This is a genomic window from Myxococcus sp. CA040A, assembly GCF_013336725.1.
GTDB lineage: Bacteria > Myxococcota > Myxococcia > Myxococcales > Myxococcaceae > Myxococcus > Myxococcus llanfairpwllgwyngyllgogerychwyrndrobwllllantysiliogogogochensis.
Genome location: NZ_JABUMR010000008.1, coordinates 503,177 through 529,545 on the forward strand (window position 1 = coordinate 503,177; position 26,369 = coordinate 529,545).

The 26,369-nt window shown below is 68.3% G+C and carries 19 protein-coding genes and 2 tRNA genes; 5 read left to right on the plus strand and 16 right to left on the minus strand.

Features of this window, described 5'->3' with window-relative positions:
- Positions 1-199 precede the first annotated feature (199 nt).
- The 5 genes from HUA75_RS47180 to murJ form a co-directional block, all read right to left on the minus strand.
- Positions 200-7,513, minus strand: coding sequence for a myxosortase-dependent M36 family metallopeptidase (locus HUA75_RS47180; protein WP_174488824.1), 7,314 nt, complete (start codon positions 7,511-7,513; stop codon positions 200-202).
- 528 nt (positions 7,514-8,041) lie between these two features.
- Positions 8,042-8,115, minus strand: a tRNA-Met gene (locus HUA75_RS34805).
- Positions 8,116-8,183: 68 nt separating this feature from the next.
- A tRNA-Met gene (locus tag HUA75_RS34810) sits at positions 8,184-8,257 on the minus strand.
- 97 nt (positions 8,258-8,354) lie between these two features.
- Complete coding sequence (locus HUA75_RS34815) at positions 8,355-10,313, minus strand: S1 RNA-binding domain-containing protein (RefSeq protein ID WP_174488940.1); 1,959 nt, start codon at positions 10,311-10,313, stop codon at positions 8,355-8,357.
- 284 nt (positions 10,314-10,597) lie between these two features.
- Entirely contained in the window at positions 10,598-12,298 is a 1,701-nt protein-coding gene (murJ, locus tag HUA75_RS34820) for a murein biosynthesis integral membrane protein MurJ (RefSeq protein WP_174488825.1), read from the minus strand.
- Between the two features lie 105 nt (positions 12,299-12,403).
- Here murJ and HUA75_RS34825 point away from each other — a divergent pair, with 105 nt between their 5' ends.
- The 5 genes from HUA75_RS34825 to HUA75_RS34845 all read left to right on the plus strand — a co-directional run bounded on the left by HUA75_RS34825 (position 12,404) and on the right by HUA75_RS34845 (position 17,788).
- On the plus strand, positions 12,404-12,886 hold the full coding sequence (locus tag HUA75_RS34825; RefSeq protein WP_174488826.1) for a ferritin: 483 nt from the start codon (positions 12,404-12,406) through the stop codon (positions 12,884-12,886).
- A 47-nt stretch (positions 12,887-12,933) separates the two neighbouring features.
- Positions 12,934-13,800 carry an encapsulin nanocompartment shell protein EncA gene (encA, locus tag HUA75_RS34830; RefSeq protein ID WP_141646339.1) on the plus strand — a complete coding sequence of 289 codons (867 nt, stop codon included), beginning with the start codon at positions 12,934-12,936 and terminating at the stop codon, positions 13,798-13,800.
- 25 nt (positions 13,801-13,825) lie between these two features.
- Entirely contained in the window at positions 13,826-15,250 is a 1,425-nt protein-coding gene (locus HUA75_RS34835) for a sigma-54 dependent transcriptional regulator (protein ID WP_141646340.1), read from the plus strand.
- 196 nt (positions 15,251-15,446) lie between these two features.
- A complete protein-coding gene (locus tag HUA75_RS34840) occupies positions 15,447-16,373 on the plus strand; it encodes a M23 family metallopeptidase (RefSeq protein ID WP_371746259.1) in 927 nt (308 codons plus the stop codon).
- Positions 16,374-16,468: 95 nt separating this feature from the next.
- Positions 16,469-17,788 carry a hypothetical protein gene (locus tag HUA75_RS34845; protein ID WP_174488827.1) on the plus strand — a complete coding sequence of 440 codons (1,320 nt, stop codon included), beginning with the start codon at positions 16,469-16,471 and terminating at the stop codon, positions 17,786-17,788.
- 111 nt (positions 17,789-17,899) lie between these two features.
- Here the strand turns inward: HUA75_RS34845 and rsmI are convergent, their stop codons facing one another.
- From rsmI to sucD, 11 genes are all read right to left on the minus strand, one after another.
- Complete coding sequence (gene rsmI, locus HUA75_RS34850) at positions 17,900-18,730, minus strand: 16S rRNA (cytidine(1402)-2'-O)-methyltransferase (RefSeq protein ID WP_174488828.1); 831 nt, start codon at positions 18,728-18,730, stop codon at positions 17,900-17,902.
- Between the two features lie 9 nt (positions 18,731-18,739).
- Complete coding sequence (locus tag HUA75_RS34855; protein ID WP_174455348.1) at positions 18,740-19,117, minus strand: YraN family protein; 378 nt, start codon at positions 19,115-19,117, stop codon at positions 18,740-18,742.
- Positions 19,118-19,160: 43 nt separating this feature from the next.
- Positions 19,161-21,059: a chromosome segregation protein SMC gene (locus tag HUA75_RS34860; protein WP_141645908.1), complete on the minus strand. Its 1,899-nt coding sequence runs from the start codon at positions 21,057-21,059 to the stop codon at positions 19,161-19,163.
- Between the two features lie 93 nt (positions 21,060-21,152).
- Positions 21,153-21,536: a 50S ribosomal protein L19 gene (rplS, locus tag HUA75_RS34865; RefSeq protein ID WP_174488829.1), complete on the minus strand. Its 384-nt coding sequence runs from the start codon at positions 21,534-21,536 to the stop codon at positions 21,153-21,155.
- A 122-nt stretch (positions 21,537-21,658) separates the two neighbouring features.
- Entirely contained in the window at positions 21,659-22,402 is a 744-nt protein-coding gene (trmD, locus tag HUA75_RS34870; RefSeq protein WP_174488830.1) for a tRNA (guanosine(37)-N1)-methyltransferase TrmD, read from the minus strand.
- Complete coding sequence (gene rimM, locus HUA75_RS34875) at positions 22,399-22,962, minus strand: ribosome maturation factor RimM (RefSeq protein ID WP_141645905.1); 564 nt, start codon at positions 22,960-22,962, stop codon at positions 22,399-22,401. Before rimM ends, trmD begins: the two co-directional genes overlap by 4 nt.
- A complete protein-coding gene (locus HUA75_RS34880) occupies positions 22,959-23,243 on the minus strand; it encodes a KH domain-containing protein (protein ID WP_174488831.1) in 285 nt (94 codons plus the stop codon). The genes rimM and HUA75_RS34880 overlap by 4 nt, the downstream gene beginning before the upstream one ends.
- Positions 23,244-23,269: 26 nt before the next feature.
- Positions 23,270-23,533, minus strand: coding sequence for a 30S ribosomal protein S16 (gene rpsP, locus HUA75_RS34885; RefSeq protein WP_141645903.1), 264 nt, complete (start codon positions 23,531-23,533; stop codon positions 23,270-23,272).
- Between the two features lie 89 nt (positions 23,534-23,622).
- Positions 23,623-24,759, minus strand: coding sequence for a 23S rRNA (adenine(2503)-C(2))-methyltransferase RlmN (gene rlmN, locus HUA75_RS34890; RefSeq protein WP_174488832.1), 1,137 nt, complete (start codon positions 24,757-24,759; stop codon positions 23,623-23,625).
- A gap of 206 nt (positions 24,760-24,965) precedes the next feature.
- Complete coding sequence (ndk, locus tag HUA75_RS34895) at positions 24,966-25,409, minus strand: nucleoside-diphosphate kinase (protein ID WP_141645901.1); 444 nt, start codon at positions 25,407-25,409, stop codon at positions 24,966-24,968.
- Between the two features lie 31 nt (positions 25,410-25,440).
- Positions 25,441-26,337: a succinate--CoA ligase subunit alpha gene (gene sucD / locus HUA75_RS34900; protein WP_141645900.1), complete on the minus strand. Its 897-nt coding sequence runs from the start codon at positions 26,335-26,337 to the stop codon at positions 25,441-25,443.
- Between the last annotated feature and the right edge of the window lie 32 nt (positions 26,338-26,369).

The window sequence follows — 26,369 nt, forward strand, 5'->3', positions numbered from 1 at the left end:
GGCGGGGGCTCGTCACTTCGCCCCCACGAACGTTGTCCCGCGAACGACGCCGGAATGAACGACGGCCGACACCCTCGCGAGAGGATGCCGGCCGTCGGACTTCAAGAATGCTCGAACCGCTGGAGAGCCTCCGGGTCCGGGCCTGTCAGGCGCCCGTCCCCGGAGGAGACCGCCTCCCCGAGAGGAGGCGGCTTCCGGCTCAGTTCACGCGACGACGACGGTGCAGCAGGCTGAGCAGCGCCAGGGCGAGCATGCCCGCCGGAGCACCCGCGCCCGTGGACGAGCAACCACCCCCATCATCCGGGGTGGCCGTGGCCGCCACCGTGACGCTGTGGGTGGCGTTGTGGCTGTCCTTCACCGTCAGCTTGAACGTGAACGTGGCGCTGTCGTCATCCAGCTCCGGAACGTCCACGTTGAGCACCGCCTTGGTCGACTCGTTGAGCGTCACGCTCGGGCCGCCCGTCTGCTCCCACTTGTAGGTCAGGGCATCGCCATTCGCGTCGGAGGAAGCCGAGCCGTCGAGGGTCATCGACGTCTGGCTGCCATTGAGGATGATGCGGGCCTTGGCCACCGGAGCGACATTCTCCACCGGCGCCGCGGTGATGGTGATGACGACGAGGGAGGCCGAGCTGTTGGCCGCCCCGTCGTTCACCACCAGGCTGAACACCAGGTCGCGCTCGGCCGTCACCGTCGGAGCGGTGAAGGTCGGCTGAGCCGCCGTGGCCTCGGACAGCGTCACGGCCGGACCGCTGATCTGCGTCCACAGGTACGTCACCGTGGTGCTATCGGGGTCGCTGCTCGCGCTGCCGTCCAACGTCACGGTGGCACCGGACACGGCGGAAGCCGCCGGTCCCGCGTTCGCCGTGGGAGCACGGTTCACGTTGCGCACCGTCACCGTCACCGTCGCGTTCACGTTGGCGTCACCGTCGGACACCGTCACGCGGAACGAGAGCGCCGCGTCGTCATCCACTTCGCCCGCGCTGAACGACGCGGTCGCCGTGTTGGCGTTCTGCAGCGTCACGGTGGTGCCCGTCAGCTGGGTCCACGCGTAGGTCAGCGTGTCGCCGTCCGCATCCGTGGCATGGGCCACGAGGGAGACAGTGCTCCGCTCGTCGGCCGTCACCGCGGACGCCGTCACCACGGGCGCACGGTTCGGAACCGGCGGCGCGGTGATGGTGATGACGACCAGGGAGGCCGTGCTGCTGGCCGCGCCGTCGCTCACCACCAGGGCGAAGACCAGGTCGCGCTCGGCCGTCACCGTCGGAGCGGTGAACGTCGGCTGGGCGGCCGTGGCGTTGGACAGCGTCACCGCCGGCCCGCTGACCTGCGTCCACTGGTACGTCAGCGTGGCGCCGTCGGGGTCGCTGCTCGCGCCGCCGTTCAGCGACACGGTGGCACCGGACACGGCGGAGGCCGCCGTACCCGCGTTCGCCGTGGGAGCACGGTTCACGTTGCGCACCGTCACCGTCACGTCCTGGGTCGCATCGAAGGTGCCGTCGGACACCGTCACACGGAACGTGAGCACCGCGTCGTCGTCCACGTTACCCGCATCGAACGTCGCGGTCGCCGCGTCGGCGTTCTGCAGCTCCACGGTAGCGCCCGTCAGCTGGGTCCACTCGTAGGTCAGCGTGTCGCCATCCGGATCGGAGGCCTGCGACACGAGGGAGACGGTGCTCCGCTCGTCGGCAGTCACCGCGGACGCCGTCACCACCGGAGACCGGTTGGGGATGGCCGCCGGGTTGATGGTGATGACCACCAGGGAGGCCGCGCTGCTGGCCGCACCGTCGTTCACCACCAGGCTGAACACCAGGTCGCGCTGCGCCTCCACCGACGGAGCGGTGAAGGACGGCTGGGCGGAGACCGCGTTGGACAGCGCCACGGACGGGCCGCTGATCTGCGTCCACGTGTAGGACAGCGAGGTGCCATCCGGGTCGCTGCTCGCGCTGCCATCCAGCGTCACGGTGGTACCGGACACGGCGGAAGCCGCCGCACCCGCGTTCGCCGTGGGAGCACGGTTCACGTTGCGCAGCGTCACCGTCACCGTCTGGTTCGCGGTGGCGCCACCATCGGACACCGTCACGCGGAACGTGAGCTCCGCGTCGTCGTCCACGTTACCCGCGTCGAACGTCGCGGTCGCCGTGTTGGCGTTCTCCAGCGTCACCGTCGGGGTGCCGGACAGCTGCACCCACGCGTAGGTCAGCGCGTCGCCATCCGGGTCGACGCCCTGGGCCACGAGGGAGACAGTGCTCCGCTCGTCGGCCGTCACCGCGGACGCCGTCACCGACGGAGCCCGGTTGACCCTCGTGACAGCCACGTTCACCGAGTCGCTCGCGACGGACGTCCCGTCGCTCACTGTCAGGCGGAACGTCAGCGTCTCCACGCTGTCGGGAGCGGTGAAGCGGGCGGTGGAGGTGGTGGCGTGGGTGATGCCCACGGGCGTACCAGCCGTCTGCACCCAGGTGTACGTCAGGACGTCGCCGTCGGCGTCACCGCCCACGCCGCTCAGCGTGTACTCGGAGCGAGCACCCACGGTGCCGTCGGCACCCGCGTTCGCCGTCGGCGCGCGGTTGGCGTTGAGCACCGTCACCGTCACGTCGTGGCTGGCGGTCGCCGTGCCATCCGACACCGTCACCCGGAACGTCAGGGTGGCGGTGGTGATGACCTCGGCGGCCGTGAAGGTGGCCGTCGCGGTGTTCGCACCGGACAGCGTCACCGCGGCGCCGGACAGCTGCGTCCAGGCGTACGTCAGCGTGTCACCGTCCGGGTCCGTCCCGGTGGCGATGAGGGTCGCGGTGGTGCGCTCGTTGACCGTGACGGGCGAGGCCGTCACCGCCGGCGTGCGGTTCACCGGATTGACCTGCACGTTCACCGTGTCGCTCGCGGTGGAGCTGCCGTCGCTCACCGTCAGGCGGAACGTCAGCGTCTCACCGGTCGCCGTCTCCGGCGCGGTGAAGGTGGCGATGACCGAGGTGGCGTTGGTGATGCCCACCGGAGTACCGGCCGTCTGCACCCAGGTGTACGTCAGGGCGTCGCCATCCACGTCGCTCGCCGAGCCGCTCAGCGTGGCCACGGCGCGCTCGTTCACGGAGCCATCCAGGCCCGCGTTCACCGTCGGCGCGCGGTTGATGTGAAGCACGTTCACCGTCACGTCCTGCGTGGCGGTCGCCGTACCGTCAGACACCGTCACCCGGAAGGTGAGGACGGCGTTGGCGGCCACTTCGCCCGTCGCGAAGGAGGCCGTCGCGGTGTCCGCGCCGGACAGCGTCACCGGGGCACCGGACAGCTGCGTCCAGGCGTACGTCAGCGTGTCACCGTCCGCATCCGAGGCCGTGGCCGTGAGGTTGGCGGTGCTGCGCTCATCGACCGTCACCGACGAAGCGGTGACCACCGGGGCGCGGTTCACGTCGTGGATGACCACGTCCACGGTGTCGTTCACGCTGACCTTGCCGTCGGAGACGGTGAGGCGGAACGTGAGCGTCGTGTCGAAGTCCACCTCGGGGGTCGCGAACGTGGCGGAGGCGGCCGTGTAGCCCGTCAGCGCCACCGGAGTGCCGGACACCTGCGTCCAGAGGTAGGTGACGCTGTCGCCATCCGCGTCGCTCGCGGAGCCGGACAGGGTGAAGCTGCCACGCTCATTCGCCGAGCCATCCAGACCCGCGTTCACGGTGGGAGCGCGGTTGACGTTGAGCACGCGCACCGTCACGAAGTCCGTGGACGTCAGGCTGCCGTCGCTGACGTTCAGCCGCAGCACGATGTCGCGGTCCGACGCCACTTCAGGGGACGTGAAGGTCACGGTGGCCGTGTCGGCGCCGGACAGCGTCACCGCCGTGCCAGAGAACTGCGTCCAGGTGTACGTGAGCGGATTGCCGTCGGCGTCCGTCGCGCTGCCCGCAACCGTCACCGCGGTGCGCTCGGGCACCGTCTGGTCCGGACCGGCGTTGGCGACCGGAGGACGGTTCAGACACACGTTGTTGTCCGCCGCCAGGGAGGTGAACGGCGTGTTGTCGATGCCGCTGAAGGACAGGTTGTCCAGCGCCCAGCCCGTCGCGCCGACGAAGTTGTCGGTGCCGATGCGGAAGCGGATCTGGACCGTCTTGCCAGCGTACGTGGTGCCCAGGTCCAGCGTCGCGGGATCGAGCGTGGGGAAGTTCGCGCTCGTGCCGACGATGGCCTGACGGCCCTGCAGGGGGTTCAGCACGCCCGGGGCCGTATCCAGCACGCCACCGTACAGGGGGACGCCGATGTCGATCCACGTCTGACCATTGTCCTCGGTGAGCTCGATGACGGCGCCGTCGTAGTTGGCGTTCGCGTCGGCCTCGAAGTCGTAGGTGTGGTCAAAGCTGACGATGAACGGCGCGGTGGCGCTCACGTTGAGCGGCGGGGTCTTCAGCCAGAAGTCCGTGGGGAACTCCCGGTTCTCGCCGAAGAACGCGCGGTCGATGAACGCTTCATCGACGTAGACGAGCCCGAAGAAGTACTCGTTGATTTCAGGCGCTTCGCTGGACTCGAGCTCCCAGGGGAGCGTCGCGGGGTTGGACTGGACGTTCTCCGTCCGGCTGGTCTCCGGAGCCTCGTCGTAGTTCGTCACCGCGTTCAGCGCGGCGATGACGTCTCCCGGAACCGCCTGGTTCTCATCGCGGAAGGCGATGATGAACTCCGCGACGGAGGCCGTCGCGGCGCCCGTCAGGGTCACCGGCAGCGCCACCGTCACCTGGCCGAACACGGGAATCTCAGGCAGGCGGACCACGCCCGCGTTGCCGATGACGACACCGCGGGACGGCGAGAACACCGTCACCGAGGCGTTGCGCGCGGGGTGCGAGCCGGTGTTCGCGATGGTGACGACGATGCGACCCGTCTCACCGTTGTCGAGCACACCGTCGCGATCACACGAACCGGTGGGCAGGTCGTCGGAGAGCGTCGCGCTCACGAGCCCCAGCGCGGGACCGGTGCGGAAGCTTTCGACCAGACCCTCGTGGGTGGTGGAGACATAGGACGGGGCCACGGCGCCGACACCGGCGCCACGCTTGGCGAAGGCCGTCCACATCCGCTCCGCATCCGCGGGGTCGATGGCATAGGCACCCGCGAGGATGGCGTCACGCGCCTCCAGGAAGGTGGGCGCGTAGGGCGTCTGCATGTACCCCAGGACGATGTACTGCTTCATCCGGTCCTGAGCCTCCTGGAACGGGTGGACGCGCAGCAGCGACGTATAGGCCTCCCAGAGCATGGTGGCCCACACCTCACCCGAGTTGTGGAACTGCGAGTTCGGGAGGGTGTTCGTAATGATGGGCGCGGTGGTGGGCAGGGCGGACGAGTTCGCGATGTGGCGGAACGTCAGCGCGTTCTTCGCCATGTCGGACGAGTACGTCACGCGGCGGATGCCGAAGAAGGCGCTGTCGGGAGAGCCGTAGCGGGGGGCGAACTCCGCCGCGCCGTACGCACCCGTCCAGTCAGGGTTGGAGGGGACGTTGATGTCCTCCGCCCGGGTCACCATGAGCAGCGCGTGGAAGTCAGCCCAGCCCTCGCCCATGGAACGGCCCTGCTGGTTGACGAGGCCGCCCGCATCGAGGATGAGGCGGTTGCTGATGTAGTGCCCCCACTCGTGCGCGACGATGATGTTGTCGACGGTGCCGTCCGGGCCGATGCTCGGCGCACGGAACAGGCGCACGTTGAGGCCCGGCTCGTTGCGGAGCAGGTTGCCATTCGCCAGGGTGATGCGCAGCGCGGGGATGGTGAGCGTGGTCGAGGTGCCGCCCATGTCCGCGACCGGCCCCGCGGCGTTGTCCGCGATGATGACACCCGTCGCCCCAGCGGCCTGCGCACTGGTGAGCTTGTCGACGAAGCCGCAGCCACCGCGGTCGATGAGGGCGATGTTCCCAGCCACCGCCGCCGCGTTGGTCAGGGGGGTGCAACCGTCCGTGGTGGACGGCCCCCCCGCGGTGACTTCGTCCAGCGCGATGACGACATTGCCCACCACGTCGAACGCCTGGGCACCCATGCCGGATGCGATTCCGACGGCATAGTTACCCGCGACATGGGCCGGAGCATTCACCGTCAGGTACGTCTCGCGCGGACCGGAGAAGCGGTACATCTGCATGCGCGGTGAGGCACCATCCGCCGGCGTCAGCATGTTGGCGTTGTCGGTGCCGCTGTAGTCCTGCGCCTGCGCCTGGATGGGGTCGCCGTCCTCGCCACCGCGCTCGAAGTTGTCGAGCTGCGCGTTGCCCGAGAGTTCGTCGAACCCGGAGTCGTAGTACCAGTCGTGCAGCCAGTTGTTCAGGTAGAACAAGCTGGTCGTCGCCGCGGCGATCTGCTCCGCATTGGCGTTCGGCTGGATGTCGAACAGCATCGTCCGGTCGAACACGCCGGGAGCCGTGACGGTGGGGCGAAGGTCGCCCGCGCTGAAGAAGTCCGGCGCAAAGAGGTCCGCGTAGGCGTCCACGTTGTTGCCGGCAGTCACCGTCGCACCCGCCGCGAGCCACGGATCATTCTGGCTGTAGGGCGCGTTCTGAAGGGTGACGAGCGAGGGAGGAACGAACGCGGGCCGGAAGCCCGTCGGCGCACCGTCCGGGTGCGGCGTGGCGTTCGTGCCCGCGGGACCGTCATGAGGCGTATACGGGGGTGTGGTGTCCGCGAAGACGCGGTAGCTGAAGGCGGCCTGCTCGCGCATGTCCTTGCGAGACAGCACGCGACCATCCAACGCGGAGATGACGTACGCGTAGGCGTCCGAATCGACGCTGTTCTCGCGGCCGGTGATGACCTCCACGTAGTACGCGGGCACCAGCGCGTTCGGAAGCGCGTAGTAGACCTGCTTGGCGCGGGCGGGCTCGCGAAGGCTCTCTTCCTGCGGTCGCGCGTACGAGGCCAGGGCGTAGCGCGTATAGCGGCCCGTGGGCTTCGCGCTCTTCACCTGGTTCAGCAGGCTGCCGTCGAGCGCGGAGCCCGTGACGTCCTGAAAGGCGGCGGCGATGGCGGACTTCGCCGACAGCTTGAAACGCATCCGCTCCGGCGCGGCCCGCGCCGTCACGTGCTCGGAGATGGTGCCGGAGACCGACACCAGCTCGTTGTTCTTGTTCAACAGCAGCCGGAGGCTCTGGCGGAACACCTCGACGCCGGAAACCTCCTGCGCCACGGTGACGACCTTGACACCCTGGGGCAGCTGCTTGACGGCGGAGACGCGGGCACCGGCCACCTCGAACGACTTCACGCCGTACATCGCCGCGTAGTCGTTGAGCTGGGTGAGGGCCGCCTGCGCCGGCGCCATGCTGGCGTACTGCGCCTTCAGCTTGTTCTGTGCGCCACCAGTGGCCCACAGGAAGCGAGGGGCGCCGGTGTGCTCATCCCGGTGGGTGACACGGACATCCGTGTCGGCGTCCACCGGCTTGAAGCTCGCGGCGGTGCGACCCGCGGGCTTGGCTTCCAGGAATGCGTCGTAGTTCGGCAGCGTCCGGGCGAAGGAGCCAGTACCTGAAAGTACCAGCGCCAGGCCGGACAGCTTGGCAACCAACCTTCTCACGTGGGGGTGCTCCCATGGGATTGCGCGGGGTGGGAGCCGCCCGGGAGACCCGATACGTCGCGTTCCGACAGCCTTGCCGGAAGCTCAGGTCTGTTCTGATTGGCTCCCAGGTGACAATTTGTCACCTGTTGGAGAGATTAGTGCCTTTACTGGTGTAGGTTGAAAGGCGACATTGCGGTTTTTTCTATGATGGCGGGAGATTTCCGTATCCACGAGAGACCTCGTCTGAAAAATCCCCAGTTATCTCAAGGGGCTGCAATGTCCATGGCCAACATTCCAGTGCTGACGGACCTACCCAGTTTCTCCGGTGTCAAGCCAGACGTGACGGGGAGTCCAGGCGGTCGTCAGGGCACGGACACTCCCCTGCCCCCGGGTTGATCTGCCATTGGGCTGAGGGGCGGGGCGGCGCGCTGACGCGAAGGCATCCAAGCACACCAAAGAGAAAACCCCGGCCACCATCTCTGGCGACCGGGGTCTTCAACCTTGCGGTTTCTTCCGAATCCAGACAGGCCCTCGAAAGACACCAAGTTGCGGGGGCAGGATTTGAACCTGCGACCTTCGGGTTATGAGCCCGACGAGCTACCAGGCTGCTCCACCCCGCGACATGTTGTGTTTGCCTATAAACACCAGAGGCCCGGCTTTCTATTCTCCGGGCCTCTGGCATTCCTAATTGCGGGGGCAGGATTTGAACCTGCGACCTTCGGGTTATGAGCCCGACGAGCTACCAGGCTGCTCCACCCCGCGTCAGCGGCGAGGGAGGTAGTACCGCCCCTCGCCGTGGACTGCAACATCTATTTCCCGCGAACTCGAACACGCGTCACACGTGCTCGAGTCCGGTGAATCACTTGCCGAACTTGCTGAAGAGATCGGCGAGCGTGCCGAAGCCCTTCTTGCCAGCGGCGGCGCCCTGCGGCTGCTGCGTCTTCTGCCACTCCTCCACCTCGGCACGCTCCTCGGCGCGCACCGCGGCGGTGACGGACAGACGAATCTTGCCGGAAGCGTCGATGTCGAGAATCGCCACCTTCACCTCCTGGCCGAGCGCGTAGTGCTTGCGCAGATCCGTGCCGCGCTCGGTGCCCGTCTCGCTGGCCGGCAGCAGACCCTTGCCACCCGGGAACTGGAGGAACACGCCGTAGGGCTCGATGCGGTCCACCTTGCCCACCACCACCTGCCCCGCCTTGGGACGCGGCGCGGCCGGAGCCGAAGGCGCGGTCTTCTCCGCGGCCACCGGAGCCGTGCGCTCCTCGGGAGGACGCTGCGCCTCCTCCTCGGTGATGCGGCGCAGGCCGATGCGCTTTTCGTTCGCGTCGATCTTCTCGACGGCGACCCAGATGGTCTCGCCTTCCTTCACGACGTCGCGCGGGTGCGCGATGCGGCGATCACTCAGCGCGGAGATGTGCACCAGGCCATCCACGCCCGGACGCAGCTCCACGAACGCGCCGAACTGCTGGAGGCGGACGACCTTGCCCTGCAGGCGGTCGCCCTCCTTGATCTCGGAGATCGCCTTCTTGAAGGGATCTTCCTGCCGCGAGCGCATGGACAGCGTGATGCGCTCCTTCTGCTTGGTCTTGTCGGGCGAGTTGGGCTGCGCGGGCTCCATGCGCAGGATCTCCACCTCCACCTCGTCGCCGGACTTCACCACGTCGCTGGGGTGACCCACGCGCGTGTACGAGAGCTCGGAGACGGGGATCATCCCCTCCACGCCGCCCAGGTCCACGAACACGCCGAAGTCGCGCACGCCAGAGACCTTGCCCTTGACGATGCTGCCCTCGGACAGGGTCTTGCGCGTCTCCGCGGCGAGCGTGCGCTGTTCGTCCTCGAGCAGCGAGCGGCGCGACAGCACCACGTTGCGGTCACGAACCTCCGTGACGCGGAACTTGAGCTTCTCGCCGATGAACTGATCCGGCTTCTCCACGTAGCGCAGGTCCAGCTGGCTGATGGGACAGAAGGCGCGCTGGTCACCGATGGCGACCTCGACACCGCCCTTGTTCACGCTCAGCACCATGCCCTCGACGGGCATGCCGGAAGCGCGGGCCTCGGCCAGCATCGCCATGGACGCGCTGCCCTTGGCCAGCGCGCGGCTCAGCACGATGCCCTTGGCGCCCACCTCGATGACGTGCGCCTCCAGGCTGTCGCCAACGCCGAAGCGCAGGATGCCCTCGTCGTCCTTGAGCTCGCGAAGCTCGATCATCGCCTCGCTCTTGGACGAGCCCTCCAGCGACACGAACGCGGTGTCCGCGCCGAGCTGGAAGATGGTGCCCTTGACCTTCTCGCCCAGGCGGACGCCCCGACGACCCGGAGCGCCCCCCTCCTTCACCTGCACCTCGAACATCTCGGCGAAGGACTCGGACTCGGGGACCTCCTCGTACAGCGCCGTGGAAGGCGCCGGCGTCGGCGCGACAGGGCGCGGCGTGGGAGTCGGAGTGGCGCCGGAGGCCTCGGCGGCGGCCGTGGTGGCCTCCGCCGTCGCGGTCGCCTCGGCGGGTTGCTCACCCACCGGACCCCGCGTTTCGATGGCACCCGACGCACGCTTCACGACGACCATGGGGCCGGACGGACGGCGCTCGCCGCCACCACCGCGGCGCTCACCCCCTGGGCTGCCACCGCCCCGCGGACGGCGCTCCTCGCGAGGAGCTCCTCCTTCGGGACGCGGCTGAGCATCGCGGCCCTGACCGGGACCGCCGCGCTCGCCTCCGCGACCGCCGCCGCCGCCACGACCTCCCTCGCCACGGCTTGCGCCGCCCGAAGGAATGCCGAGCATCACGTCGCCGAAGGTCGCCTTCGGCTTCTTGGGGCCCATTCCGCCAGGACCGCCCGCATTGGAACCGTTCTTCTCGTCGCTCACTGCCGAGACCTTCCTGAGACGAAGTCAGCCCAGACTTCCCGTGAAGCCGGAGCCCATGAAAAAGGCGGCGCACTCTACACGCGCGCCCTGTCGGGAGGAAGCCCCGATGACGCGCACGTGGTCCACACCACCGCCAGGACCCTAACGACGAGAGCCCTTTACGCCATCCCTTCCGACACCTGGTTGCACCCCCAATCAAAGCCTACCTGCCCCGTCAGGAGCCGAGCCATGGCGCGGACTTAGCGCTTGCGACGCAGGCGGCCAGAAACCTTGCGGAACACCGCGCTGGCCTCCGGCACACCGAGCGCCGCGGCCACCGCGAAATAGATTACTCCCATTGGGAGGGCGACGGCGATGAATCCCAGGATGGGATGCATCGCGGGGGGGGCGAGGAAGGCCCCGCCCCACTCCGCTTGCACTCCGGGCATGGGACCCAGCACCGAGGCGAGCCCCAGCTTCACCCCCAGGGCCACCGTTCCGGCGATCACCGCCGCGCCCCACAGCCGGGGCAGCAACCCCGAAGGCACGCCCACGCGGCCCAGCTGCCTGGAGAGCTTGCGCCGCAGAAGGGTCGACTCCAGCCAGGCCACCATGCCGCTGGAGAGCGTGAGGCCGAGCGCACCCAGTTCAGGGGGGAGCCCCAGCCACTCGGGCCCGTGAAGGCCCAGGACCCAGGCCCCCAGCGAGCCCAGCGCCACGCGGACGATGGCGAAGCGCAGCGGCGTCTTCGGATCCTTCAGCGCGTAGAACGCGGAGGCATAAAGCCGGCCCACGGTGGCGGCCACCAGCCCCACGGACGCTCCGATGAGCAAGTACCAGAGGTAGCGCGAGTCCGCCGCGCCGAAGCGGCCCGTCTGCAGCAGCGCCGCGGCGACCATGTCTCCCAGGAAGAAGAAGGCCGCGGCCGAGGGCACCACCCAGAAGGCGATGCGCCGCGCGCCCGCGTCGATGCGCGTCCGCAGCTTCGCGACGACCTCCTCCCTCTCGCCATCCGCCGCGCGCGCCATCTCTGGCAGCTCCGCCGCGGACACCGCCATGCCGAAGAGGCTCACCGGGATGAGGTAGATGGTCTGCGCATAGACGAGCGAGGACATGGCCCGCTCGGAGATGAGCGTGGCGAAGGCGGTGTCCACCCACGCGCTGAACTGCACCACGCCGCGCCCCAGGACGACGGGCCCGAAGCTCTTGAGCACCTGGCGCACCGGCGCCGCCACGGTGGAGAGCGAGGGCCTGAAGCGCCCCAGCAACTTGAGGACGCTCGGTACCTGCACCGCGAACTGGAGGAAGCTGCCCGCCACGACGCCGTAGGCGAGCAGCTCCACCAGGCGCTCCTCGCCATAGCGGCCGCCCAGCACCAGCAGCGTGAGGATGATGGCGCCGTTCCACACCACCGGCGCCAGGTACGACAGCAGGAAGCGGCGGTGGCTGTTGAGGATGCCCAGACACCAGGCGCTCAGGACCAGGAAGCCGGTGCCCGGGAAGAGGACGCGCACCACGCGGATGGCCAGCTCGCGCGCGTGGCCCTCGAAGCCCGGGGCGATGAGGTCCACGAAGAGCGGCGTGAAGAGCATGCCCGCGCCCACGAGCAGCGCGGTGGCCAGCGACAGCAGGCCGAACACCGCGCCCGCCACCCGGTCCGCCTCCTCCGTGTCCTTGCGGCCGAGCAGCTGGGCGTACACCGGAATGAACGAGCCGGAGAGCACGCCCTCGCCAAACAGGTTCTGCAGGAAGTTGGGGATGCGCAGCGCCGCCTTGAAGATGGCCGCCGCCGCCTCGTTGCCCAGGTAGTGCGCGAAGACGCGCTCGCGCACGAGCCCCACGAGCTTCGAGGCGAGGATGCCCGTGGCCACGAGCAACGCGCCTCGGCCGCTGGAGCGCTCGGACCGAGGAGACGGGGCGGTGGGAGGCGGCGGAGAAGGCTCGGGCACGGAGGCGGTCACGAGCGCCGGACTCTATGCGTGACGTCAAGTGGCATGAAGCAGGAAACCCACCGGGCCCTGTTTCTCTTGACGGTGCCCCCGGCGGATTGCAAGGGTCCATTCCCAATGGCCGAAACCCCGGACAGCGACCTGGACGACGTGGCGCGCATTCGCCGCGTGCTGGCGCGCGAACTGGAGACCATCAACGAATACGAGTCCTTCGCCCGGGCCGCTTCCCACCCCGAAGTGAAGGCGTTCTTCCTCCACCTGGCGACAGAGGAGAAGGAACACGTGTCCGAGGCGGTTCACATGCTGCGCATGCTCGACGCCAACCAGGACGCCCGCTTCACCAGTCCCATCGCGGCCGGGCACTTCCAGCAGGCCGTCGCCGATGCGGGCACACCCGTCGCGGCCCATTCGCCCTCCCCCACCCCACCGGCGCCGAACGTCATCAACGGCCGGTCCCCGGTGGAGCCGCTCACCGCCCTTCCCCCGCAGCGCCTGATGTACGGCCTGCCCGCTCCGCCGCCCGCCGTGGAGTCCCATCCCCTCACGGTGGGCTCGCTCCGCCGGAGTGGTGGCGGTGGTGGCGGCGGCGGCAATCGCTGAAGACGTTCCTTTTCTTTTCTCCTTGTTGAGTATCTGGAGACTGTTCGATGCCTGACTTCCTTGGACATGCCGAGAACCCGCTCCGTGAAGAGGAGTGGGCGCGCCTGAATGAAACCGTCATCCAGGTCGCGCGGCGCTCGCTCGTGGGCCGCCGCATCCTCGACATCTACGGTCCGCTGGGCGCGGGCGTTCAGACGGTGCCCTACGACGAGTTCCAGGGCGTGTCCCCGGGCGCGGTGGACATCGTCGGTGAGCAGGAGACCGCGATGGTCTTCACCGACGCGCGCAAGTTCAAGACCATCCCCATCATCTACAAGGACTTCCTGCTGCACTGGCGCGACATCGAGGCGGCCCGGACGCACAACATGCCGCTGGACGTGTCCGCCGCCGCGGGCGCCGCGGCGCTGTGCGCGCAGCAGGAAGACGAGCTCATCTTCTACGGCGACGCGAAGCTGGGCTACGAGGGCCTGATGACGGCCAACGGCCGGCTCACCGTGCCGCTGGGTGACTGGACGGTGGCGGGCGGCGGCTTCCAGGCCGTCGTCGAGGCCACGCGCACGCTCAACGAGCACGGCCACTTCGGCCCCTATGCCGTCGTGCTGTCGCCCCGGCTGTACTCGGCGCTGCACCGCATCTACGAGAAGACGGGCGTGCTGGAGATCGAGACCCTCAAGCAGCTGGCCTCGGATGGCGTCTACCAGTCCAACCGCCTGCGCGGTGACTCGGGCGTGGTGGTGTCCACCGGCCGGGAGAACATGGACCTGGCGGTGGCCATGGACATGGTGGCGGCCTACCTGGGTGCCTCGAGGATGAACCATCCGTTCCGCGTGCTGGAGGCGCTCCTCTTGCGCATCAAGCACCCGGACGCCATCTGCACCCTTGAGGGCCCCACCGCGGCGTCGGCCCGTCGTTAGTCCGGCCCCTCCGCGCCCTGCTCCCATGGCAAAAGTCCTGGTGATCGACGACGAGGCGAATCTCCGCAAGGTGCTCGCCGCGATGCTGCGCCGGGATGGCTTCGACGTCACCGTCGCGGAGAACGGTGAGCAGGGGCTGGCGGAGTTCCACAAGAACGGCGCCGACATCATCGTGACGGACCTGGTGATGCCCAAGGTGGGCGGCATGGAGGTGCTGAGCACCATCCGCTCCGCCAACCCCGACGTGCCGGTCATCATCATCACCGCGCACGGCACCGTGGACTCGGCCGTGGACGCCATCAAGGCGGGCGCGTTCGACTACATCACCAAGCCCTTCGACCAGACGGAGCTGTCCGCCGTGGTCGCCAAGGCCGCCAAGACGAACGAGAGCGCCCGTCGCTCCGTCCGTCCGGACCTCAAGGCGCGCGCCGCCATCATCGGCGAGTCGCCCCAGATGCAGGACGTCTACAAGGTCATCGACAAGGTGGCGGACACGCCCTCCACGGTGCTCATCACCGGCGAGAGCGGCACCGGCAAGGAGCTCATCGCCACCGCGCTGCACGGCGCCTCCAGCCGTCGCGACAAGCCGTTCATCAAGATCAACTGCGCGGCCATCCCCGCCACGCTGCTGGAGAGCGAGCTGTTCGGCTACGAGCGCGGAGCCTTCACCGGCGCCGTCACCTCCAAGCCCGGCCGGTTCGAGCTGGCCGACGGCGGCACCCTCTTCCTGGACGAAATCGGGGAGATTCCCGTCGAGATGCAGGTGAAGCTGCTGCGCGCGCTCCAGGAAGGCGAGTTCGAGCGCGTGGGTGGCATCAAGACGACGCGCGTGGACGTGCGCCTCGTTGCCGCCACCAACCGCGACCTCCAGGCGGAGATCGAAGCCGGCCGCTTCCGCAAGGACCTGTACTACCGGCTGGCGGTGGTGCCGCTCACCCTGCCCCCCCTGCGAGAGCGCCGCAGCGACATCCTGATGCTCGCGCGGCACTTCGTGGACAAGTACAACCGCCGCCTCAACAAGAAGATCGAAGGCATCACCGACGACGCGCTGGCGCTGCTGCAGGGCTACGCATGGCCGGGCAACATCCGCGAGCTGGAGAACCTCATCGAGCGCGCGTTGCTGTTCGCGGACGGACCGCTCATCACCGCCAAGGACCTGCCAGAGCCCGTTCGGCAGGGAGCGGGCGTCCAGGCAAGCCCCGCTCCGCCCCCCAGCGCACCGACCCTGGAAGTTCCCACGGGTGAGGTGGGCCTGAAGGACATCGTCCGGATGAAGGCGGCGGAGCTGGAGCGGGACCTCATCGTCAAGAAGCTCGATGAGACGGGTGGCAACGTCACCCGGGCCGCGCGGCTCTTACAGATCAGCCGCAAGTCCCTGCAAACGAAGATGAAGGAATTCGGTCTGCGCGACACCACGCCAGACGAGCAAGAGGACGGCCCCGAGGATTGACCCTCGGCTGGCGGAATTCCTCGTCGCGGGCGCTGGTTTTCGCGCCCGCCCACTCTTTCCAAACCAGGGAGCCTGTATGCGGCCGAACCTTCCCACCCTCGGTGCACCTCCAAAGCGCAGCCCCATCGGGCCCGTGGTCGCCGTGTCACTCATCCTTGGCGGAGCCGCCGGGGGCGTGTGGTGGTGGAAGCAACGGATGGCGAACGCCACGGGCGAGGCCGCCATCCACCAGCCTGTCGCCGAGGCCACCGGCCCCGCGGATGCGGGCGCCCTCGCGGCGGCCCCTCTCGCGGCGCCTGTCCCCGTGGACCCGGTGAAGGCCGCGGGCCTGGAGCGCGCGTCGATGCGCATCGAGGGCCCGCTGGAGACGGCCCTCAACAACTCCGCTGGCGCGGACGTGGGCCCGGCCCTGGCGCAGGTGGTGACGCGCACGCTGGTGTGGTGGGTGGAGGTGCCGGGTGAAATCCTGCGCGGCGACACCCTGGACGTGCTCTTCCAGCGCCGCCCCAACGAGGAGCCCCTGGTCCACGCGGTGCGCTTCACCAGCGCCAAGCTGGGCAAGACGCTGAGTGCGTACCGCTACCAGGCCGGGACCGAGGGTGCCGCGCGCTACTACCTGTCCACTGGCGAGGAGCTGGAGCTTCGCCTGGAGAAGTCGCCGCTGGACGACTACGAGCAGGTGACGTCCCTGCTGCGCGACGGTCGCCGCCACAAGGGCGTGGACTTCCGCACCCCGGTGGGCACGCCCGTCAAGGCGCCCTTCGCCGGCGTGGTGAAGCGCAAGAACTGGAACTGGGGCAGCAACGGCAACTGCCTGGAGCTGGTGGAGACGGGCGGCCGTGGCCGCCGCGCCCTCTTCCTGCATCTGGACGAGGTGTCCAAGGACATCCACCCGGGCTCGCGCTTCAACGTGGGCCAGGTCATCGCCCGGAGCGGCAACACGGGCCGCTCCTTCGCGCCCCACCTCCACTACCAGCTGATGACCCAGGACGACCGGGTGCTGGACCCCTTCGACCAGCACAAGACCTACCGCCGCACCATGGCGGCCGGCCACAAGACGGGCTTCGATGACGAGGTCCGGCGCCTGGAAGGGCTGCTCGGAACCTCCGTCGCGGGGAAGTAAAAGCAACCCGATTCTTGACACTCCTTCGACGGCGCGGCTAGCTGGAAGCCCCCGGGCTTGCCGGAAGGCCCGCTCGTTTCGCCGTCGGAGGTCGGATGCACAGGCTTCGCGCCGTACTCGCCGCGCTGATGCTGGGCGCGCCGTTCGCCGCCAGCGCGGCAGATATCACCCGGATCGCTTCCTCCTTCGAGGATGACGATCCGTTCGACCTGTTCATCGATGTCGGGTTCGAACGTACGCAGACTCGCGCGAAGATTGTCCGCGAGCAGCTCGCGCCCGCGGGCACGCCGCCCAACGAGGATGGCTCACCAGCCACGCGCGGTGACGCCGCGGAGCTCTGGTACAAGGGCGTCGATGCCCGCCTCAACCTGAGGCTGGCGGTGGGTCTCTACAGGGACTTGGAGCTGTCCTTCACGCTCCCGCTGGTGTTCCAGCAGAACGAGCGATGGGACTTCACCTCCCAGTCGTCCCAGGAGTCTTCCACCATCACCAACAACTGCATCAACGCGGATGGCTCGACCATCGCGGGATGCCTCTCGGACCCGCAGACCAACGGTGTGCCGCTCTTCGGCGTGCCGCAGGAGAGCTTCCGGGGCGGACTGGGCAACCTCCACTTCGGCCTGGCCTACGCCTTCTTCAACCAGGCGAAGGACGAGACCAAGCCCACCTGGATTGTCGGCATCGACTACGAGGCCCCCACCGCGAAGGTGAGGGACCCGAGCGTGGACACCACGAACTCGGACGAGCGCGGCAACATTGGCGACCGGGTCCACAAGTACCAGCTCTACACGGCGTTCTCGCGCCGCATGGGCGTGGCCGAGCCGTACTTCAAGGCCAGCTACACCATCCCCGTCCGAGGCCCTCTCTTCTATTCGAACTGCGACCAGCGCACGTCGAACCCCACAAACCTGGGTGCTCCTGGCAACTGCGGCGAAGGTCCGTGGAACCGCAAGGAGACGGGCATCAAGTCGCCGGAGATGCTGGGGATGGTCGCCGGTGTGGAGCTGGTGCCGTTCGACAGGCCTCAGAAGCACCAGAAGTTCACCCTGGACCTGCGGGCCATCGGCAACTACGTGGGCGCGGGCCGGTACAACAACGAGCTGAGCGCGGCGCTTCGCAAGCTGCTCACCTCCGAGGAGTACTTCCAGGTCGGCGGCATGCTCGGCGCCACCGCGAGCGCGTCGGATACCTTCAAGATTCGCGCGTCGGGCACGTTCCTCTACAACACGGACCACACGCTGACGAACGAGGAGATGGGCCAGGACCTCAACGGTGATGGTCAGGTCGACACGGCGGTGGGCTCGCCCGAGCTCAACCCGACATTCGACTGGCGCTATGACCTGGTCTCCCGCCGCTTCCGCGCCATCGGCAGCACGACGTTCCGCTTCGACCTGAGCGCTTCGTTCAACTTCTAGCGGCAGGTGACACCCGGGAGGCGCGGCATCCACCGCCTGCCTCCCGGTGTCGCGGGCAGCAGCAACGCAGCCGCCAGGAGGGAGCACGCACCTCCTGGGACCCGCTTCGACTCACCGCTTCAGCGACAACCCGAGTCGGTAGACGTCCTGTCCCGACCAGCCCGCACGACGCGCCAGCTCGGTGCTCAGGGGCTTGAGCTTCTCGCCGCGAGCAAGCCCCTCTTCGAGCCCGCGCCGCAGCTCTTCCTCGGACCAGCGGCGCTCTCCGGTGCGGCCTTCCACGAGCACCACGACCTCACCCCGGGCCTCTTCCGTCGCGTAGCGCGCGGACAGCTCCGACAGCGGCCCTCGCACGAACTCCTCGTGCAGCTTGGTCAGCTCGCGGGCGACACACGCACGGCGGTCCCCCCAGGCATCCTGCAGGTCCGGAAGCGTTTCTCCCAGACGGCGCGGAGACTCGTAGAGCACCAGCGTCGCGGACAGCGCGGCCACCTCCTCCAGCATGGCGCGCCGCTCGGCGCCCTTGCGGGGCAGGAACCCCAGGAAGTGGAAGCGCCCCGTGGGCAGCCCGGACGCGCTCAGGGCCGCGACGAGGGCCGTGGCGCCCGGGATTGGAACCACCGTCAGCCCTCGCTCCAGCGCCTCCGCCACCAGCCGCTCTCCGGGGTCGCTGATGGCCGGACTGCCCGCGTCCGTGACGAGCGCGCAGTCATCCCCTTCTGCGATTCGATCGAGGATTCGCCCGGCCCGCTGCCCCTCCGCGAAGGCGGGCAGGCTGACCAGGTCCTTGCCGCCAATGCCGAAGTGGTCCAGCAGCACACGGGAGTGCCGCGTGTCCTCGCAGGCGATGAAGCGCACCGCGCGGAGGGTCTCCAGCGCGCGCGTCGAGATGTCACCCAGGTTCCCGATGGGCGTGGCCACCAGGTACAGCGTTCCAGCCATGCCTTCCCCTTACATGCCCGCATCGAAGGCGCCGGGAATGTGCTCCACGGTGGCGCGCGCTCCACGCCCCACCACGGAAATCACGTCGAAGCGCATCATCCGCTCACGCAGGTCATGAGCGAAGAGATAGTGCAGCGCCGCCTTCACCACCCGACGTTGCTTGGCGAAGGACACGGTGTGCGCCGGGTCTCCCCATACGGCCGAGGAGCGCATCCGCACCTCGACGAAGCACACGGTGTCCTCTCGCTCGGCCACCACATCCAATTCGCCGTAACGACACGGCCAGTTCCGCGCCCTCACCCGCCAGCCCCGCTCCTCCAGGTACCGCACCGCCACCGATTCCGCCTCATCCCCGAACTCCCGCCGCACCCCACGCCCCATCCCCATACCCCCACCGTCCTCCCCCACGGAGGACACCTTCCACATCGGACTACACGTTAACCGTGCCGTCCGACATCTGGGCGAAGCCAGGGTGCGGGGTGACGTGGAGCACCTGCGTCAGCGTGCCCAGGTGCTTCAGCATCCGGGCGATGAGCGGCAGCTTCACTTCCTCGACGCCGGCGAAGACATCCTCGAGGACGAAGGGTCGCTTCACGCGCGCGCTCCCCTTCTCCACCACCGTCATCCGCAGCGCCAGGTAATACAGGTCCAGGTCCTTCGGCGGAATCTCGCCCACCGGTACCCGTCGCCCGCCCGCGAGCGCGAAGGCCCGACCCTCCTTGTCCCACTCGACGCCCTGGTAGCGGCGGTCCGTGAGCGCGGTGAGGTACTGGACGCAGCGATCCTTGAGCATGGCCTGCACGCTCAGCACATCCGTGGTGAAGATGTCCGCGGCCTGTGCCAGCAGCGCGGGGGAAGGATCTTCCAGCGGCTCCGCGGGCGCGGGAGCACCATCCGGTCCGGCAGCGGCCGGCGGAGGTGGCGCCTTCGCCAGCGCGATGGACTCCTTCACCCGGCCGAGCTCCCGCTCCACCTCGCGAATGTCGCGCACGTAGGAGCCCTTCTGAATGAGCTCCGCGTTGAGTGCCTCGAGCTGGTCCTTCAGCGCCTGGCGCTGCGTGGACGCGGCCACGAACTCGGGGTCCGCCTCCACCGCCGCGAGCTGATCCTTCAGCTCCACCACGCGAGCGGCCAGCAGCTCCTTGCGCTCAAGCGCGGCGGGAATCTCGTCCAGGCTCTCCACGCCGAGTGCCTTCTGCGCCATGCGCACCGGCGCGGCCTCGGCCTCGAACTCCTCGTGGATCTTCTTCTCGCGCGCGTCGAAGCGACCTTCCTTGCTGCCTCGCTGCGAGGACTTCTGGAGTTCATCCACGTAGCGCAGCGCGACGAACGCGGAGAAGCCGAAGGCGGGGATGTCCAGCAGCGCCAGGTAGCGGAACGTGCTGTCGATGCCGAGCCCCAGACCCAACCCCAGCCCGAGAAACAGCACGCCCACTGCGATGCCGACCCAGAAGCCACGGTCCTCTGTCAGCGGCTCCACCGAGTCCGGCACGTCCGCCGCGTCCGCATCCCGGTCCGCGCCGAGCCGGACCAGCGCATCGTCCCGCTTCGCCACCACCTTGGAATAGCGCTGCACCCGGTTGAGGATGTCCTGGGGAAGCCCCAGCGTCTGCGGCGTCGGCGCGGCCCGCCACGCATTCTCCGCGTCGTGGATGGCCACCTTCAGCCCCTCGGTGCCCTTCAGGCGCTGATCCGCGTCGAAGATCTGCGAGGACAGCCCGTCCACCTTGAACTGGAGCCCATCCACCTCGCGCGCGGAGATGAGCTCCGCCTCCAACGCGCGCGCCTTCGCCTCGGATGCGGCGATGTCGTCGGAGGGCGCGACGGTGGAGGCGGACGCCAGTGAGGGGAACTTGCCGGACGCCTTGGGATCCACGGCCTTAGCCGCGGCCTTGCGTGGACGCCGGGATGGAAGCTGCCCCACCTGGAGGCAGTAGAGCTGCTCGAAGGTCGTCCGCGGAGGCAGCCCCACCTGCCCGCGCATGAACTGGTTCATCTCCGAGGCATCCGAAGACACCAGCTCCGGCTGCTGCGTCGCCTTGTTCAAGCGGTGCAGCGTCCCCGAGCCGCCCAGCTCCCGCAGGACCCGGTACGTCGCACCATCCACGCCCTGGAAGGTCAGCGCGGCCTTGCCGGACTTCGCACCGGGCGCGATGAAGGAGGCGTCTCCGCCCCGACCGTCCGCGAAGAGCAGCGCGAGCAGGACTCCCGCGAACGGGCTCGCCTCGGCCGAGGGCGGCTTGAGGACAAGGTACCCGGACTTCAGCGAGAAGCGGCCCGCGGGAGTAAAGCCCCGGACATTCTGGACGGCGACCTCGACGAATTGCATGGCCGGCGCATGTTACCGCGAATGAAAAAAGGAGCGCCCGGGATCGGACGCTCCTTCTCACGACGGCCCGTGGGCCGACGAGGACTCAGGCGCTCAGGAGGCCTTGGCGGCCTTGGGGGCCTTGTCGGGATCTTCCTGCACGTCCACGCGGGCCGCCTTGCCCTTGAGGTCGCGGAGGTAGAACAGGCGGCTGCGGTTCACGCGGCCACGCGAGAGGACCTCGATCTTCTCGTAGCGGGGGCTGTGCAGCGGGAAGATGCGCTCCACGCCGACGCCGAAGGACACCTTGCGGACCGTGAAGGTGGCCCTGTGGCTGCCCGAGGTCTTCCGGATGACGGTGCCCTCGAACGCCTGGACGCGCTCCTTCTCGCCCTCCTTCACCTTCCAGAAGACGCGCACGGAGTCACCAGAACGGAACGAGGTGACGTCCTGGCGCAGGTACTTGGCCTCGACGTGCTGAATGGCGCTGTTACGCATGACAGACTCCAGTAAAGCGGAAGCTAACGCGACGATGAACGCGTGAAAGAGCGGGCCGTACTACCAGAGAGAATGGTGTCGGACAAGCCCGCTGAAGCCCAATCCACTGAGAACCCCCAGGGTTACAGGTCTTCCTCGCGGCGAGCCAGCAGTTTTTGATCCGCCTTGGACAACGTCAGGCGGGAGAACAAGTCGGGCCGGCGCTCTCGTGTGAGCACCAGCGATTTCCAACGGCGCCACCGGGCGATGCGGGCATGGTCTCCCGACTGGAGGGCGGCGGGCACCTCGACCTCCCGGAAGACAGGCGGGCGCGTGTACTGGGGATGCTCCAGCGTGCCCTCCTCGAAGCTCTCCGACACCGAGGACGCCACATTCCCCAGCACCCCGGGGACCAGCCGCGCCACGGCGTCCACCACCGCCATCGCGGCGACCTCCCCACCGGTGAGGACGAAGTCTCCCAGGGACAGCTCCCCATCCAGGTAGCTCATCACCCGCTCGTCCACGCCCTCGTAGCGACCACAGACGAGGATCAACCCCGTGGTGTGGGAGACAAGCTCACGTGCGGCGGCCTGGGTGAACGTCACGCCGCGAGGGCTCATCAGCAGCACCTTCGCGCCGGGCAGTCGCGAACGCGCGGCTTCAATCGCGGCGATCAGCGGCTCGGGCTTCATCACCATCCCGGCCCCACCCCCGTAGGGAGCGTCGTCCGTGACGCGATGCTTGCCCTCCGCGTACTCGCGGATGTCGGTGATGGTGGTGGAGAGCAGGCCCTTCTCCTGGGCCTTGCCGAGGATGCTGGCCCCCAGGTAGCCGGTCACCATGCCGGGGAACAGCGTGAGCAGCTCCACCGGATACGGCGGACTCACTGCTCGGACCCGTCGGGCGCATCCTTGTCCGCGTCGCGGCGGCCGACTTCCACGTACTCGGGAGGGCGGATCACGATGCGCCGCGCGGCGATGTCCACGGTGGGGACGAACTCATCCGCGAACGGCACCACCAGCTCCTGCCGCCCCGCGGCGCGGATCACCAGGTTCGGCACCTCGCCGGTGGCCCAGATCTCCTCCACCGTTCCCAGGGGCGTGCCGGCCTCGTCCACGGCGGACAGGCCCACCAGATCGCCCTGGAAGAACTGGCCCTCTTCGGGCGGCTCCAGGTCCTCGCGGAAGACGAACACGGTGGAGCCCACGAGCGACTCGGCCTCCGTGCGCGTCTCCACGCCCTCGAAGGCGACGATGTCCTCTTTCGGCGTGGGCCGCAGCTCCTCCATCTTGAGGTCGCGTTCCACGCCCGCCCGGGTGCGGATGCGAACCCGCTCGACGGTGGCGAGCGTCTCCGATCCTGGATCAAACGGACGCACGGCCACCTCGCCGCGCAGTCCGTGCGCGCGCGAGATGAAGCCCAGCTCAAGCAAGGGGTTCGGAGTCACCGTGACGCGTCCGGTGCGGCGGCGGGCTGACCGCTGGCCGCATTGCGCCGGTCGTCGAGGATCTCCAGACGAACCTTCTGGCCTGACTTCTGGGCGGCGGCATTGAGCAGCGTCCGGAGGGCATTCACGGTACGCCCATCACGGCCGATGACCTTGCCAACATCCTCGGGGGCGACCTTCAGCTCATAGAGCCGCGCGCCGTCCACCTCGGAGATGCGCAGGCCCACCTGGTCCGGTTGATCGACCAGGGCCCGCGCCAGATACGTGAGGAGTTGCTCCACGTCCGCTCAGTACAGGCGGTCGCGGATCAAGCCGCGGGGGTGGACTTGGGAGCCTTCGCGGCGACCTTGATGAGGTCCGCCACGGTCTCCGACGGCGTCGCGCCCGTCTTCAGCCAGTAGTTCAGCCGCTCCTCGTTGAACTCCACCTTCGGGGGGGTGATGTTCGGGTCGTACGCGCCAACGGCCTCGATGAACTTGCCATCCCGCGGGTTGCGGGAGTCGGTGGCGACCACGTGGTAGTAGGGCTTCTTCTTGGCGCCCGCGCGGGCAAGACGGAGGACGACGGCCATGGAGTACTCCAGCGAACAGGTTACGACGATGGAAACGGGGTGGCGCTCTTAACGCCGCACCCGCCGGATTGTCAAGGAAGCTCGGGACTTTATGTCGTGCTTTCGGCTGCGGACGCCTCACCACGATTGGCGAGCTGCCCGCAGGCGCCAGCGATGTCCCGGCCCCGGTTCTTGCGGATGTAGGCGGACACGTGACCATCCGACAGGATGGCCCGGAACTCTTCCGCCCGCTCTTCCGCGGTGGTCTGGAACCCCAGACCCGGGTTCTCGTTGTAGGGAATCAGGTTGACCTTCGCCGGAATTCCCTTGAGCAGTTGGATGAGGCGGTGCGCGTCCTCATCGCTGTCGTTGAAGCCCTGGATGAGGACGTATTCGAAGGTGATGCGGCGTCCCTGGCGCAGCGGGAACTTGCGACACGCGTCCAGCAGCGCGGCGATGTTCCACTTGCGGTTGACGGGCATCGTCTTGCTGCGCTGCTCGTCGGTGCTGGCGTTGAGGGAGATGGCCAGCTTCACGTCCGTCTCCTGGCCGAAGCGCTCGATCATGGGAACGAGGCCGACGGTGGAGACGGTGATGTGGCGGTGGCTGAAGTTCGGCCCGTCCTCGGACTGGAGGATGGAGAGCGCCGTCTTCAGGTTTTCAAAGTTGTGGAGCGGCTCGCCCATGCCCATGAACACGAGGTTGGAGAGCGGGCGCAGCGTCTCGTGGCCCTCGTTCTTGCGGACCTCGCGGTTCACCGCGTGGACCTGGGCGACAATCTCGCTGGGCGTCAGGTTGCGCTTGAGGCCCATGGTGCCCGTCATGCAGAAGCCACAGGCCATGGCGCAGCCCACCTGGGTGGACACGCACAGCGTCCTGCGGTCCTCGGAGGGCATGTAGACGGACTCGATGTAGCGCCCGTCCCGCGTCTTCCACCGGTACTTGATGGTGCCGTCGATGCTGCGCTGCTCCAGGTCCTTCACCAGCGGGACGATCTCCGCGGCGACCTTCAGCTTTTCGCGCAGGACCTTGGACAGGTCCGTCATCTCGTCGAACGACGTGGCGCCGCGCTGATGCAGCCAGCGGTAGACCTGGGGGGCACGGAAGGCGCGCTCGCCCAGTTGCTCGGTGACGAAGCGGGTGAGCGCCTCCAGCGAAAGGCTGGCCACGTCCACGAGCTTCGCGGGCGCGGGCGCCGGCAGCGGCTCCGTGACAGGAAGAGAGGGGGTGGCGGAGGTCTCGGTCATCGTCGTCGCGCTATTGAACGGTAAGGCCCGGGGCGTCCCTTCCCACACCTGGGCACGACAAGTCAAAGGAGCGCACGCTCCCTGAGTCCTGCTCCAGGCATGAGCACCCCTCCCCTGCCCCGCTGGAAGACCAACGGCCCGGGCCAGCCCCTCGCGGGTGCCGACACCGGGCCGTCAGTCAGAGGCCCCTTCCGGGGCCCTGCCGCCTACTTCTTGGCGGTGTACTCGTACGGCTGGACTTCCGTCTCGCGGAAGAAGTACGCGATCTCGTTCTTCGCGTTCTCCAGGCTGTCGGAGCCATGCACCGTGTTCTGGTCGATGCTGGTGGCGAAGTCCTTGCGGATGGTGCCCTCGGCCGCCTGCGCGGGGTTGGTGGCGCCCATGATGTCGCGGTTGCCCAGGACGGCGTTCTCGCCCTCCAGCACCATCAGGACGACGGGGCCGGAGATCATGAACTGCACTAGGTCCTTGAAGAAGGGCCGGGCCTTGTGGACCGCGTAGAAGCCCTCGGCCTCCTTCTGGGAGAGCTGCTGGAGCCGGATGGCGACCGGCTTCAGACCCTTCTCCTCGAAGCGGCTGATGATCTTCCCGATGACGCCCTTCTGCAGACCGTCCGGCTTGATGATGGACAGCGTACGCTCGATGGCCATTTTGACTGGCTCCTTGTGCCCCTGAGGGGTGTTAGCGCTTCTTGGGGCCGCGCTTCACGGCCTCCTGGAGGGTGGTGCCCAGCTCGGCGGGGCTGGCGGCCATCACGATTCCCGCGGCCTCCATCGCCTTGATCTTCTCCGTCGCCGTGCCCTTGCCGCCGGAGATGATGGCTCCCGCGTGGCCCATGCGCTTGCCCGGAGGCGCCGACTGGCCGGCGATGAAACCGGCGATGGGCTTGGTGAACTCGCGAGCGACGTACTCCGCGCCCAGCTCCTCGGCGCTGCCGCCGATCTCACCAATCATGATCACCGCGTCCGTGTCCGGATCCGCGTTGAACAGCTTCAGCACGTCCACGAAGTCCGTGCCGTTGACCGGGTCTCCGCCGATGCCCACCGCCGTCGACTGGCCCAGGCCCAGCTGCGTGAGCTGGTGCACGGCCTCGTACGTCAGCGTGCCAGAGCGCGACACCACGCCGATGCGGCCCGGCTTGTGGATGTGGCCCGGCATGATGCCGATCTTGCACTTGGCGCCGGGGGTGATGACACCCGGGCAGTTCGGACCGATGAGGCGCACGCCCGGCTTGCCCTGCAGGTAGCGCTTGGCGCGCACCATGTCGAGGACCGGGATGCCTTCGGTGATCGTGATGATGAGGGACACGCCCGCGTCAGCGGCCTCCATGATGGAGTCCGCGGCGAACGGGGGCGGGACGAAGATGACGGACGTGTTCGCGCCCGTCTGCTTCACGGCATCGGCGACCGTGTTGAACACGGGAACCTTGCCCTCGAAGCTGGTGCCGCCCTTGCCCGGCGTGACACCGCCAACGAGCTTCGTGCCGTACTCCAACATCTGCTTCGAGTGGAACGAGCCCGCCGAGCCGGTGATGCCCTGGCAGAGGACCTTCGTGTTTTCGTTGACGAGGATGCTCATGGCGCTCCTTCAAAAAAGTGTGGGCGATGAAG